This window comes from Vibrio sp. HDW18 (genome assembly GCF_011306175.1).
Lineage (GTDB): Bacteria > Pseudomonadota > Gammaproteobacteria > Enterobacterales > Vibrionaceae > Vibrio > Vibrio chanodichtyis.
The window spans coordinates 1,725,955-1,740,099 of sequence record NZ_CP049913.1 but is presented as its reverse complement, the minus strand read 5'-3'; the positions used below and the strand labels follow the sequence as shown (position 1 = coordinate 1,740,099).

The following is a 14,145-nucleotide window of genomic DNA, read 5'->3' as shown; positions in this document are numbered from 1 at the left end:
AGGCTAGCTCAATGACCACACACCTGTTTGAACATCCTCTCAATGAAAAGACGCGCATCTACCTGCGAGTTGAAGCGCTGCTCAACCAGATGGAGCAAACATCAGACTTCAGTGATGGCATTCAGTATCCGCTATTTTTCCGTTCTCTGTTCGATATGCTGGATATTTTTGAGCAGATCCAACTGAAAAGTGAGCTGGCGAAAGATATGGAAAAGCAGCGCCTAACCTATCGTAGTTGGCTCAATGTGGAAGGGGTCGATCAGGCGATGCTGAAAACGCTACTTAGCGAGCTGGATGCGGTGCATCGTGATTTAATGAGCGCCGAGCGATTTGGTCAATCACTCAAAGAAGATCGTTTCCTGAGTGCCATTCGGCAGCGTTTTAATTTGCCCGGTGGCGCTTGCTGCTTTGATCTGCCTGCGCTGCATTATTGGCTGCATCTGCCACTGGAGCGTAAAATGCGCGATGCCAAGCAGTGGATGCAAACCTTAACCCCACTGTCAAATGCCCTTAAACTGTGGCTGAAACTGACCCGAGAGACCGGAACTTACCGTTCACGAATGGCCAATAATGGCTTCTACCAAAGTGATGCCGAGGATGCCAATATCCTACGTCTTGCGATCCCGCTCGAATATGGCGTCTATCCGATGATTTCCGGACACAAAAATCGCTTTGCGATCAAGTTTCTCGACTTCTACAGCGGACAAGCCAGCAGCCAAGATATTGGCTTTGATTTAGCGGTGTGCTGTTAAACTTCCCCCATTGTCACTGACAATCGTAATAAATTCGCTTCAATTAAGAATAGCCCGCTGCGGCTTATTCAACAGGACCGTGTTATGACCCCAAAAATCACCATCGTCAAATGCCCACAATGTCACGCTGATGTGCCATGGAGTGAGCAGAGCCCACACCGCCCATTTTGCAGCAAGCAATGCCAAATGATTGATTTTGGTGAATGGGCCGATGAAGAGAACGCGATTGCTGGCGCGCCAGATATGTCCGACAGCGATGGTTGGTCAGAAGAGGCGTATTAGTTCACAAGCTTAAGAGTAAAGAAAGAGGAGCCACATGGCTCCTCTTGTCTATGAGTGTCTATTCGTCTGGCGAACTATGGGTTGACTCTGGCTCGGCTGAGGTTTCAATCTCAATCGCGGTCACCCGCTGTAAACCACGCGGTAACAGTGCCCCACGGCGGCCACGCTCACCACGGAAGTTATCCAGATCGCTGGCTTTCAAGCCCAATTTGCGCTTACCAGCATACAGGGTAATCGACGCACCTTGTGGCAGCACCATCAAGTTCGACAACACTTCCTCACGCGTTTTGGCTTTGGCGGCAGGAATGTTGATGATCTTATTGCCTTTACCTTTGCTCAGTTGCGGCAGATCCTTGATCGGGAACAGCAACATTCGGCCTTGGTTGGTGATAGCTAAAATCTCATCGCGATCCAAATCAGCAATCACTTGCGGCGTCATCACTTCTGACTGATCAGGCAAATTGATCAGCGCCTTACCGGTGCGGTTTTTCGATAATAAATCGTCACCTTTACACACAAAGCCATAACCGGCATCCGATCCGATCAGCCACAACTGCTCTTCATCGCCCATCACCACCTGACGAATCGAGGTACCTTCCGCCATATTGAGTCGGCCAGTAATCGGCTCACCTTGGCCACGCGCAGAAGGCAGAGAGTGCGACTCTAATGAGTAACTGCGCCCATCACTGCCTAGCAGCACCGCTTGCTGGTTACTCTTACCACAGGCGTGAGTCAGATAATTATCACCCGCTTTATAGCTTAAACTGTGGCAATCCACCTCATGCCCTTTGGCATGGCGGATCCAGCCTTTTTCGGAAACCACGACAGTGATCATTTCACTTGGCATCAGATCACGCTCGGTCAACGCCTTGGCTTCTTCGCGTTCAACTAATGGAGAACGGCGAGCATCGCCAAATTTATCCGCATCAGCTTTGATCTCTTTTTTGAGCAGGCTATTGAGACGACGTTCCGAGCCAAGTAACTCTTCGAGTTTCTTGCGCTCTTTTTCTAGTTCATCCTGCTCACCGCGGATCTTGATCTCTTCCAATTTCGCCAAGTGGCGCAATTTTGTATCTAAGATCGCGTCGGCTTGAATCTCACTCAGGTCAAAGCGCGCCATCAGCACCGCTTTCGGATCCTCTTCGGTGCGGATGATTTCGATCACTTCATCAAGGTTGAGATAAGCTATTAGCAAACCTTGCAAAATATGTAAGCGCGCCAGCACCTTATCCAGGCGGTATTGCAAACGTGAGCGTACCGTTTCACGACGGAAGCGGATCCACTCGTTGAGGATTTGCACTAAGCCTTTGACCTGCGGACGATTATCCAGCCCGATCATATTCAGATTCACCCGAAAGCTTTTTTCCAAATCGGTTGAAGCGAATAAGTGGTTCATCAGCAGATCGCAATCCACGCGATTGGATCGCGGCACAATCACAATGCGGGTCGGGTTTTCATGATCCGATTCATCACGCAGATCCTCCACCATCGGCAGTTTCTTCGCGCGCATCTGCGCGGCGATCTGCTCCAGCAGTTTGGCACCAGACACTTGATGGGGCAGCGCGGTGATCACAATATCGTTACCGTCTTTGCTCCATACCGCTCGCATTCTGACGCTGCCGCGCCCTGAACGGTACATTTTTTCAAGCTCAGCGGTAGGGGTGATGATTTCCGCTTCGGTTGGAAAATCAGGGCCTTGGACATACTGCATTAAGTCGGTCAGTGACGCCTGCGGATGATCCAGCAAATGCATGGTCGCTTCAGCAACTTCACGCACGTTGTGCGGTGGAATATCGGTCGCCATCCCGACGGCAATGCCGGTGACCCCATTGAGCAAAATATGCGGCAGCCGCGCTGGCAACATTTTTGGCTCTTGCATGGTGCCATCAAAGTTCGGTTGCCACTCAACTGTGCCTTGACCTAATTCACCCAATAACACTTCCGCAAATTTAGACAATTTGGCTTCGGTATAACGCATCGCAGCAAACGATTTCGGGTCATCGGGCGCACCCCAGTTACCTTGACCATCAACCAAAGGATAGCGGTAAGAAAATGGCTGCGCCATCAATACCATGGCTTCGTAACAGGCAGAATCACCGTGTGGATGGTATTTACCGAGCACATCACCCACGGTACGCGCCGATTTTTTGTATTTGGACGAGGCGGAAAGCCCAAGCTCGGACATCGCGTAAATGATACGACGTTGCACCGGTTTTAAGCCGTCGCCAATGTATGGCAACGCGCGATCCATGATCACGTACATGGAATAATTAAGATAAGCGTCTTCGGTAAACTTGCGCAGCGGCAACTGCTCAACGCCATCAAAGCTGATTTCTGTAGACATGGGTTACACCTCTGCTATGTCGCCGTTGCTTTGCAGCCAAGCACGGCGGTCATCCGCCCGTTTTTTGCCCAGCAGCATATCCATCATTTCGTCGGTGGCTTCTGGATCATCAATCGTCAGTTGCACCAAGCGGCGAGTATTCGGATCCATCGTGGTTTCGCGCAGTTGCAGTGGATTCATCTCACCCAAACCTTTAAAGCGTTGCACATTAATTTTGGCTTTTTTCTGGCTCAGGCGCTCTAATACGCCCTCTTTTTCCTGATCATCCAACGCGTAGTACACCTCTTTACCACAGTCGATACGATAGAGTGGAGGCATAGCCACATACACATGACCGGCTTTGACTAGCGCACGGAAATGGCGGGTAAACAGCGCGCACAACAAGGTGGCAATGTGTAGACCATCGGAGTCCGCATCGGCGAGGATACACACTTTGCCATAACGCAAGGTGTCCAGATCATCACTATCGGGATCAATCCCCAGCGCAATCGAAATATTGTGCACTTCTTGTGAAGCAAGCACTTGATCGGCGGAGACTTCCCAAGTGTTGAGAATTTTGCCACGCAGCGGCATGATCGCTTGGAATTCGCGATCGCGGGCTTGTTTGGCCGAGCCGCCTGCCGAATCCCCTTCCACCAAAAACAGTTCGGTACGGTTAAGATCTTGCACGGTACAGTCGGTTAATTTGCCGGGTAATGCTGGGCCGGAAGCAATTTTCTTACGCACCACTTTTTTGCTAGCGCGCATACGCTGATGGGCGTTAGTAATACACACTTCCGCTAACTGTTCAGCTAATTGCGGTTTTTCATTCAACCACAAGCTGAAGGCATCTTTCACCACTCCAGACACAAACGCTGCCGATTGGCGGGAAGAGAGACGCTCTTTGGTTTGGCCAGCAAATTGCGGATCTTGCATCTTGATCGACAGTACATAGGCACAGCGATCAAAAATATCTTCTCCGGTCAGCTTAACTCCGCGTGGTAGCAGGTTGCGAAACTCACAGAATTCACGCATCGCATCGAGTAAACCTTGGCGCAAACCATTAACGTGAGTCCCCCCCTGCGCGGTTGGGATCAAGTTAACGTAGCTTTCACTGATCAGATCGCCGCCTTCCGGCAGCCAAATCACCGCCCAAGTCGCCGCTTCAGTTTGCGCGCTAAACTCACCGGTAAACGGCTCTTCAGGCAATAAGGTGTAACCTTTCACCCCTTCGGCCAGATAATCTTTCAAACCGTCTTGATACAGCCAACGGTGCTCATGGTTATTAACTTTATCGGTAAAGATGATCTCTAAACCTGGGCACAGCACCGCTTTAGCACGCAAATTATTAATCAGGCGGGATGCAGAAAAGTTGGCGAAATCAAAATATTTGCTGTCCGGCCAGAAATGCACGCTCGTGCCGGTATTGCGTCGACCACAGGTGCCTGTCACGCTCAACTCGGTGACTTTCTCGCCATGTTCAAAAGCAATGTCATACACTTGACCATCACGGCGTACCGTCACTTCCACCCGTTTCGACAGGGCGTTGACCACCGAAATACCAACCCCGTGCAAACCACCGGAGAATTGGTAGTTTTTATTGGAAAACTTACCGCCTGCATGCAGTTTGCATAAAATCAGTTCAACCCCAGAAATTTTCTCTTCTGGGTGAATATCTACTGGCATTCCTCGCCCGTCATCAATCACTTCTAATGATTGATCGGCATGCAGAATAACCTGAATTTTGGAGGCGTATCCGGCCAACGCTTCATCGACAGAGTTGTCGATCACTTCTTGGCCAAGATGGTTAGGCCGCGTGGTATCGGTATACATTCCCGGTCTGCGACGGACTGGTTCTAAGCCATTGAGAACCTCAATAGCGCCAGCATTATATTGTTCAGTCATAATCGGAATGCTTTATTTGCTGAATGATTAGGCGTGTACTAGACGCCAAAGTCTAAGGGCAACATAGTCTGGAAGCTGCCGATTGATGTCAAGGACAGAGCGCAAGGTTCGGTTAAATTTATGACGCTTTGCGCAGCAAAATACACAAGCTGCACCTAAATGAGCAAACTCGCCCATCAATCAAAGGGCTAGGAATTGAATGATCTGCGCTGGGTAACGTTCAAAATCGATAAAGCTGTGATCACCACCCGCTTCGAGTGTCAGCTTGGCAGCATGGTATTTTTCAACTGCTTGGCGATAATCGAGCACTTCATCCCCCATCTGCTGCAGTAACCAAAAATCACTCGGCTGCTTGAGCTGCGGGACATCTAACCCTTTGAGCTCATCAATATGACCCGCATCAAGCACGTAACGCTCATGCGTGTAAGGGTTAAGCTGCTCACCGAGAAAATCCGCTAACAGCTCATAAGGCTTGACCGCCGGGTTAATCACTACCGCGGGCAAACCCGATTGAGCATTTAGCCACGTGGCTAAATAGCCGCCCAGTGAACTGCCAACCAAACCAATTCGGTAGTGCTCACGATACGGCTCGATCAGCGCTAACAAATGCTGCGCGGCTTGCGCGGGAAAACTCGGCAACTTGGGGACCAAGACCGTGATATCTGGCCGATGTTGCTGGCAATACTGCTGCATCACCTGCGCTTTGTGTGACAACGGTGAGCTGTTAAACCCATGGATGTAAACCAGCAGTGAGGGACGCGCAGCCATATTAGTATCCATTGGAAGTAAAGTCAGGTAAGAAACGGCCGTGCTTCAAGCGTTTAACTTGACTACTGATCTGTCCATCCGCGTGCAAAGTCAGCTCACGCCAACCGGGAGAACAGTTGTCCAAAGCAAAATTTTGTGAATTGGGTTTAAACTGCACACAGGTCGATGGGGTTGCCATCACCCGCGCGCCCAAATGCATCCGATCCATCTCCTGATGCACATGGCCACACAACAGCGCGCGGACATTACGATGTTTTGCCACCACAGCCCAGAGATCTTCACTCTGTTTCAGCGCATGTTGATCCAACCACGCACTGCCGACCAATAACGGATGATGATGAAGTAAAACTAAACTGTGGCGCTGTGGATGCTGGCTCAATTGGTCATCAAGCAATTGCAGTTGTGCTGGACTGAGACAACCATGCGGAGCGCCACTGACTTGTGAATCGAGCAGCACCATCTGCCAGTGTTCACCGAGCAAAACATGCTCAATGGCTTGAATCTGCTCGCTGGGCAACACACTGTGCATACTGGGCGGATAATCGTGGTTACCAGGCAACCAGTAGCAAACTTTGGGTTGCGCTTGGGTGGTTTGTAGCGGCGCAACAGTGCGCACGAAACGCTGATAAGATTCCGGCGTATGATCTTGCGAAATATCCCCTGTCGCAACCAACGCATCAAACTCGACCTGCTCTTCTACAATGGCCGCCACCACCGCTGAAAAACTATCCGCAGTATTCACACTCAGCAAGCTACCATCCTCTGCCGCGAATAAATGGGTATCCGTGATCTGAATAAGCTTGATTGCTGACGGTTCTGATTGAGATGACACTTTCAAAATCGGTAAACCTACCTCTGTTATTTATGGTGATAGAGTGATCGGGCTGCGGCTAATGCCACATTTTAGGCAGAAGGTCAGCCAATCACCTAAAAAGCGGTTTAATTGCGCTTTTTCATCAGGTTGCACCATGTTTTGATTGGGATAATCATAACGCGGTAACACTCGCTCTCGCGGCAGCGTGGAGCACACTTCGGCCACCCGAGCATCGTGGTATAGCCTGACAGACATAGTCGGCAATGGAAACGCCGACCAGTCATCACTTTGACAAATTTCCAGCAAAGTTGTGTATTTTGTGACTTCTCGCACTTCCAGTTGATAGGCTATCTGCGCCGCTTGGTAACAGCGCCGCTCTCCCACTTCTGGTTGGACTGGCAACAGCGCATTCAATTTAGCGTAGTTGGTCTCATAGACGCGCATCAGCTCTCTAAGATCAACATGATAAGGCTTTCTTGCTCTCAATTGACTATTCACCGCTCATTATCACTCTGTATGCTGCCACTGCTGCTGTAAGCGCTGATAATTCAATGCCAACCATTGCAGGGCAATAATCGACGCACCATTCTCAATTTTGCCTTGTTCGACCAGCTGATACGCCTCGGCTCGACTCAGCACATGAACCTGAATATCTTCACCTTCACAGTCTAAACCATGAATGCCGCCTGCCTGTGAGCAGTCAACTTCGCCAACAAACACATCCAACTTTTCAGAGCAGCCACCCGAAGAGGGGTAATAAGAGAGGATTTTTTCCACTCTTGCAACCGTTAATCCGGCCTCTTCGATCGCTTCGCGACGCACCACTTGTTCTGAGCTCTCTTGGCTATCGATCACCCCAGCGACAATTTCCAATTGCCAAGGCTGCGCGCACTCAAGTGCACCGACTCGGATCTGTTCAATGATCACCACTTGGTCACGAATCGGATCGTACGGTAATAGTGCCGCCGCATGACCACGCTCAAACATTTCACGCTCGATCGGCTCACTCCATCCCCCAGCAAAACGCTGGTGTTTAAAGCGATATTTCACCATCCGAAAATAACCTTGAAACAAGGTCTGTTTATTAAGGATCTCGACATGTTGCTGATTAAAACAGAGCGGTTGTGGCTTGGCATCTTGCATAGTGATCTCCTCGCGGTCGATTTTACAGTTTACTCGCGGAATTTGCCGACTTCCAACAAGTGCTCAACTTTTTATGTAAATTTTATTTTAAATTTTAAGTGGCTCAAAATTTTTATTGCACAAGTGGATAGTTAAGTGTAAAAAAGTGCAAAGTTTCGAGTGAATTACCACCAATTTGGGTTAAACTCTTGAGGAATAAATCCTTTCACATCACGTCAGGAATAGGACCGATGAAAAAACTGATTCCATTATTTGTTAGTGCTGCGCTAGGCACACTAAGTTCTGCTGTGTGGGCAGAAAACCTGGCAGAGATTTATAACCAAGCAAAAGAGCATGACCCTCAATTACTCAGTGTCGCCGCGCAACGTGAAGCGGCATTTGAAGCGATAAACTCCAGCCGCAGCAGTCTATTACCACAGATTAACCTGACTGCTGGTTACAATATCAGCCGTAGTGATCAAGATTCACGGGAAAGTGATCTGCTCTCGGCGGGCATTGCGTTCTCACAAGAGCTGTATCAACGTTCAAGCTGGATAAATTTAGATACCGCAGAGAAAAAAGCGCGCCAAGCGGATTCACAATACGCAGCAGCTCAGCAAGGTTTGATCCTGCGTGTCGCGCAAGCCTATTTTGAAGTGCTGCTCGCTCAAGATACCCTTGAATTCGTGCAAGCCGAAAAAGCGGCAGTCGGTCGTCAATTAGAGCAAACCAAACAACGCTTTGAAGTTGGCTTGTCTGCGATTACTGACGTACACGATGCACAAGCACAATACGATAGCGTGTTAGCCGATGAAGTGCTCGCCGAAAACAATCTGATCAATAGCTATGAGACGTTGCGTGAAATCACTGGCCAAGGATATTCAAAACTGGCGGTATTAGACACCAAACGTTTTGCGGCCAGTCGTACCACAGAGTCAAGCGAAGCGCTGATTGAGCAAGCTCAGCAGAAAAACTTATCGCTGCTGAGTGCGCGCATTAGCCAAGATGTGGCGCGCGATAATATCTCGCTAGCCAGCTCTGGCCATCTGCCATCACTGACACTGGATGGTGGTTACAACTATGGTAATAATCGCAACGACAATGCATCGAATCCATCCGATTACAACGATTTCAAAATCGGGGTCAATTTATCAGTACCACTTTACACCGGTGGTAACACTACCTCACTAACCAAGCAGGCTGAATTTGCTTACGTGGCTGCCAGTCAAGATCTTGAAGCGACTTATCGTTCGGTGGTGAAAGATGTACGTGCTTACAACAATAACATTAATGCCTCAATCGGAGCCCTGCGTGCTTACGAGCAAGCGGTAATTTCGGCCAAGTCAGCCCTTGAAGCGACTGAAGCAGGTTTTGATGTGGGTACGCGTACTATTGTCGATGTGCTTGATTCAACGCGCCGTCTGTATGATGCCAACAAAAACTTGTCTAACGCACGTTATGACTACATTTTGAATGTACTACAACTGCGCCAAGCAATTGGTACGTTGAGTGAACAAGACATTATTGATGTCAATGCGGGCTTGCGGGTCGCGAAAAAATAATTCGCCGCTATCAATTGATACTAAAAATAAAGGGGCCCGTTTATTTGGCCCCTTTTGTTATTGATAAAATCCGTGCTATACCCAAACAACTTGGAGTTGCAGGTAGCCAACACCGCTGCAACTTCAAGTGGGAAGGGGGATATTTCTAACATCAGCGAACGCTTCAGCAACGCAGTCAATCACTGTCGCGCATTGGACTGGGGGGGGGGAATTAACCACGCCCGCCTTTAATCGCCGCGATAATTTCTGAGGTTGAACATCCATTTTCAAAGTTCAACACTTTCACTTCACCACCGGCCGCTATCACCTCTTGCCCACCTGCGATCTCGTGCGGTTGGTAATCACCACCTTTGACTAACAAATTAGGCAATACAGCCGCGATTAAACGCTGTGGGGTATCTTCACTAAATGGCACCACCCAATCGACCGCGCCGAGTCCAGCTAATACGGCCATGCGGCGCTCAGTGCTGTTGACTGGACGCGCAGGGCCTTTCAAACGTTTGACTGACTCATCTGTATTGACCGCCACAATCAGTCGATCGCCAAGCTCTGCCGCATGGTTAAGGTAGGAAACATGGCCTGCATGCAAAATATCGAAGCAGCCATTAGTCATCACCACTTTTTCACCGCGCGCCTTGGCTTTTTTCACCGCTTCAATCAGGGCTTGTTCGCTGATCACGCCAAAATCGGTATCTTGGCTGCCGTGTACCGCCTCCGCCAATTCAATGGTCGAAACGGTTGAGGTGCCAAGTTTGCCCACCACTACCCCAGCTGCGGCATTGGCCAGCGCACACGCTTCATCCAAATCTTTACCTGCTGCAACCGAAGCGGCCAACACTGAAATCACCGTATCCCCAGCACCGGTCACGTCATACACTTCGCGCGCTTGGGTTGGTAAATGGAATGGTGTCATTCCACGGCGTAACAGGGTCATACCATGTTCACTACGCGTCACCAATAACGCTTCTAAATCGAACTGCTCAATCAGTGCGAAGCCTTTGTCGACCAAATCTTGCTCCGATGTCACTTTACCGACCACCGCTTCAAACTCAGACATATTCGGCGTTAGCAATGATGCACCACGGTACGGTTCAAAATCACTGCCTTTTGGGTCAATAAACACCGGAACCCCAGCCCGCTTAGCTTGTTGAATAAACTGCTGCACGTGCTCTAGCGCACCTTTGGCATAATCAGACAGGATCACTGCACGCACCTTAGGTAGCGCATTTTGCATACGCGATAAGATCAAATCCGCATCAGTATTTTCAAATTTGTCTTCAAAATCGAGACGGATCAACTGCTGGCCGCGGCTCAAAACGCGCAATTTAGTGATGGTCGGATAATTAGCCAACGCCACAAAATCACAATCTACCTTCAGTGAAGTCAATTTGTCAGTCAGCACACGCGCGGGTTCATCTTGCCCAATCAGGCCAATAATGTGCGCTTGGCCGCCTAATGACGCAATGTTCATCGCCACGTTAGCCGCGCCGCCTGGCCGCTCCTCACTCTGATCTACTTTGACCACCGGCACCGGCGCTTCCGGTGAGATACGGCCAGTTGGGCCATACCAGTAACGGTCTAGCATCACATCACCGACAATTAATACCCCTGCTTTGCTGTAGTCAGGTAGGACTGGTTTCATGCTTAATCTCCAATAATCCGATTGCGGCCAAGTCTATCACAGCCACTGAAAGGGCAGAAGTCATCAAGCGAGCCACTGCTGCCAAGCTTGTATCACTTGTTGACGTTCCACGACAAATTGCGTATCGCGCACATCGGCCGATTGGTTGAGCAAATTACGGCGATGGATTTGATCCCGCATGCTGGTGTAAGCCTGAGTCAAAGCCAACGCTTGTGCTTCATCCATCACTTGATACTGCATCAACGACTCAAAAATACGCACATTATCCGACCAACGGGTCAGCTGAGGCTGTTGATGGCTAAAACATAACACCAAATATTGCGCTAAAAATTCAATATCAGTGATCCCACCTTGATCTTGCTTGAGCATAAAACGACCGGCTTTTTTGCCGCCAAGGTGATCGCGCATTTTCAAACGCATGGCAACCACCTCTTGTTTCAACTGCTCTGGCTCGCGTGGCAAGCAAAGGATCTCATGCCGCGTGGTGGCAAATGCTTGTTGCAGCGGTGCATCACCGTAAATCATCCGCGCTCGAACCAAAGCTTGATGCTCCCATGTCCACGCCTCTTGGCGTTGGTACTCATCAAACGCTTGGGTTGGGCAAACCAGTAATCCGGAAACGCCGGAGGGGCGCAGGCGGGTATCCACCTCATACAGAATTCCCGATGCGGTACGGGTGGAAAAAATGTGCATCACTCGCTGGGCTAAGCGTAAATAAAACTGTCGGCCATCAATCACTTTCTCGCCGTCGGTATACACCTCGGCTGGGCAATCGTGCATAAACACGATATCTAAATCTGAGTTGTAGCCAAGCTCCCAACCGCCGACTTTGCCATAGCCCACCACGCCAAAGCCTTTGCCATCACGCTGTTTAAGATGGGTCGGCTCGCCATATTTACTGCTCACTTGCAGCCAGGCTTGACGGATCACTGCTTCGACAATCGCTTCGGCCAGATAGGTTAAGTGATCACTCACTTTCATGATCGGCAGCGCGCCTGCAATGTCTGCCGCCGCGATGCGTAAAATTGAGATTTGCTTAAATTGGCGCAGCGCTTCCATCTGCTGCTCCATATCTTCCTCTGGAATGCGCGCCAGAAAATCGCGCAGCTCGCTTTGATAAGACTCCAGAGGGATCGGGTGATACAGATGCTGTGGATCGATCAGTTCATCGAGCAAAATTGGATAACGCGCTAACTGCTCTGAAATCATTGGGCTGGCGGTACACAGCCGTACCAGTTGCACTAACGCCGCGGGATGCTCATCCAACAATTCAAGGTAAGTGGTGCGAGTCGCAATATTGTGCAGCAGGTTAAGCACACGAGCTAAACCAAATTCGGCCTCAGGATGAGCAAACACCGCTTGGTACAGTTTCGGCATCAAGCGATTGAGTACCTCACGCCCGCGAGGGCCGATGGTACGCTTGGCAAGATCCTCTTTAAATTGGGTAATGATGCGAATCGGCTGCTCACCAGCGGCGAGGCCAAGATCATGCTGAATAATGTGCTCGATCACTTCCGGCTTATGGGCCATATCCCACAGCTCATGAAAATGACGCTCCACCGTTTGATCTTCTTCCTCATCTTCACCGATCAAGCTCGCAAAGACCTGATGCACCTGCTGCATATGCTGGTTCACTTGTTGCTGAAAACTTGACCAATCGCTCACTCCCATTGCCACCGCCAGCCGCCATTGATCTTGCTCTTTATCAGGCAACGTCTGCGTCTGTTTATCGGCGATCGCTTGCAGAAAATTTTCTACTCGGCGCAAAAAGCGATAAGCATCACGCAGATCTTGCACTTGCGCGAGTGGCAACAGGGCTAACTCAGCGATCGCATCCAGCGTTTCCAGTAGGCCGCGTTTACGTAAGCTTGGCTCGCGGCCACCTCGGATCAATTGAAACACTTGGGCGATAAATTCGATTTCGCGGATCCCGCCCGCGCCGAGCTTAATATTGTTACTTAAACCACGGCGGCGCACTTCGCTACTGATCATCGATTTCATGCGACGCAGCGACTGAATGGCACTGAAATCGATGTAACGCCGAAATACGAAAGGCCGCAACATTTGGCGCAGCTCTTGGTATTGGGGATACATTTCTCGCCCAATCACTCGCCCTTTGATCATCGCGTAGCGTTCCCAATCACGCCCCTGCTCTTGATAATAATCTTCTAACGCCGCATAGCTCATCGCCAGTGGACCACTGTCACCAAACGGGCGTAAACGCATATCGACACGATAACAGAAGCCCTCCGGCGTCGGCTGATCCAACAGTTTGATCAAGCGCTGGCCAAGCCGGGTAAAAAACTGAGCATTAGCGATTGCTCGGCGCGCACCTTGGGTTTCACCATTTTCCGGATAAGTGAAAATCAGATCGATATCAGAGGAGAAATTAAGCTCGCCACCACCCAGTTTGCCCATCCCAATGATCAGCATTGGTTGCGGCTGGCCTTGTGCATTACATGGCGTGCCCATTTCCAGACAACAGCGCTGATATAGCCATTGGTAACTTTCAAAAATTAACGCTTCCGCCAATTGTGAAAGATGAGTGAGGCTCTGCTCAATCGTCCAACTGCCACAAAAATCACACCATGCGATGTAGACCATCTCTTGATGACGAAATTTTCGCAGTATCGCTTGCCCTGCGGCTTCATCGTGACAATCCACCAAATGTTGTGCCAATTGGTGTCGATAGCCCTGCCAACGTGACGCTTGGGCAAGCCAGTTCGGCAATTGCTGGCACAACTGGCGATCCCGCTTTAAGGTTTCGGCAATAAACTCACTCAGCCCAAGCACTCGATGCAGCTCGGTTTGATAATCGGCCGGCCATTGAGCAATCTCTGGCTGCAATGCCAACAGTTGCTGATAATGTTGTTCGGCGATGGATAAAAGAGCACTAGGCAGTGGCATGCGGCATCCTTGTCTTAATCGGTTAAGCTCAGTGGTGATTACGCTGATTCGTGATACGTTATCAGTGA

At 49.9% G+C, this 14,145-nt stretch carries 11 protein-coding genes; 3 read left to right on the top strand and 8 right to left on the bottom strand.

Annotated features, from left to right (window positions below; translation table 11 throughout):
• Positions 1 to 11: 11 nt before the first annotated feature.
• Both zapD and yacG read left to right on the top strand, forming a co-directional pair.
• On the top strand, positions 12 to 752 hold the full coding sequence (zapD, locus tag G7083_RS08490; protein ID WP_166014377.1) for a cell division protein ZapD: 741 nt from the start codon (positions 12 to 14) through the stop codon (positions 750 to 752).
• 84 nt (positions 753 to 836) lie between these two features.
• Positions 837 to 1,034 carry a DNA gyrase inhibitor YacG gene (yacG, locus tag G7083_RS08485; RefSeq protein WP_166014376.1) on the top strand — a complete coding sequence of 66 codons (198 nt, stop codon included), beginning with the start codon at positions 837 to 839 and terminating at the stop codon, positions 1,032 to 1,034.
• A gap of 58 nt (positions 1,035 to 1,092) precedes the next feature.
• Here yacG and parC read toward each other — a convergent pair whose 3' ends face one another.
• From parC to nudF, 6 genes are all read right to left on the bottom strand, one after another.
• Positions 1,093 to 3,378 (bottom strand): DNA topoisomerase IV subunit A, encoded by a 2,286-nt coding sequence (gene parC / locus G7083_RS08480; protein ID WP_166014375.1) that lies wholly within the window; start codon positions 3,376 to 3,378, stop codon positions 1,093 to 1,095.
• 3 nt (positions 3,379 to 3,381) lie between these two features.
• A complete protein-coding gene (gene parE, locus G7083_RS08475) occupies positions 3,382 to 5,262 on the bottom strand; it encodes a DNA topoisomerase IV subunit B (RefSeq protein WP_166014374.1) in 1,881 nt (626 codons plus the stop codon).
• A gap of 180 nt (positions 5,263 to 5,442) precedes the next feature.
• Positions 5,443 to 6,030, bottom strand: a complete 588-nt coding sequence (yqiA, locus tag G7083_RS08470) for an esterase YqiA (protein WP_166014373.1) — start codon at positions 6,028 to 6,030, stop codon at positions 5,443 to 5,445.
• 1 nt (position 6,031) lies between these two features.
• Positions 6,032 to 6,862, bottom strand: a complete 831-nt coding sequence (cpdA, locus tag G7083_RS08465; protein WP_240911896.1) for a 3',5'-cyclic-AMP phosphodiesterase — start codon at positions 6,860 to 6,862, stop codon at positions 6,032 to 6,034.
• Positions 6,863 to 6,892: 30 nt separating this feature from the next.
• Complete coding sequence (locus tag G7083_RS08460) at positions 6,893 to 7,342, bottom strand: DUF1249 family protein (protein ID WP_277347082.1); 450 nt, start codon at positions 7,340 to 7,342, stop codon at positions 6,893 to 6,895.
• A 9-nt stretch (positions 7,343 to 7,351) separates the two neighbouring features.
• A complete protein-coding gene (gene nudF, locus G7083_RS08455) occupies positions 7,352 to 7,987 on the bottom strand; it encodes an ADP-ribose diphosphatase (RefSeq protein WP_166014370.1) in 636 nt (211 codons plus the stop codon).
• A 230-nt stretch (positions 7,988 to 8,217) separates the two neighbouring features.
• Here nudF and tolC point away from each other — a divergent pair, with 230 nt between their 5' ends.
• Positions 8,218 to 9,528 carry an outer membrane channel protein TolC gene (tolC, locus tag G7083_RS08450; RefSeq protein WP_166014369.1) on the top strand — a complete coding sequence of 437 codons (1,311 nt, stop codon included), beginning with the start codon at positions 8,218 to 8,220 and terminating at the stop codon, positions 9,526 to 9,528.
• Between the two features lie 211 nt (positions 9,529 to 9,739).
• Here tolC and hldE read toward each other — a convergent pair whose 3' ends face one another.
• Entirely contained in the window at positions 9,740 to 11,170 is a 1,431-nt protein-coding gene (hldE, locus tag G7083_RS08445) for a bifunctional D-glycero-beta-D-manno-heptose-7-phosphate kinase/D-glycero-beta-D-manno-heptose 1-phosphate adenylyltransferase HldE (protein ID WP_166014368.1), read from the bottom strand.
• 63 nt (positions 11,171 to 11,233) lie between these two features.
• Positions 11,234 to 14,077 carry a bifunctional [glutamate--ammonia ligase]-adenylyl-L-tyrosine phosphorylase/[glutamate--ammonia-ligase] adenylyltransferase gene (gene glnE, locus G7083_RS08440; RefSeq protein ID WP_166014367.1) on the bottom strand — a complete coding sequence of 948 codons (2,844 nt, stop codon included), beginning with the start codon at positions 14,075 to 14,077 and terminating at the stop codon, positions 11,234 to 11,236.
• Positions 14,078 to 14,145 lie beyond the last annotated feature (68 nt).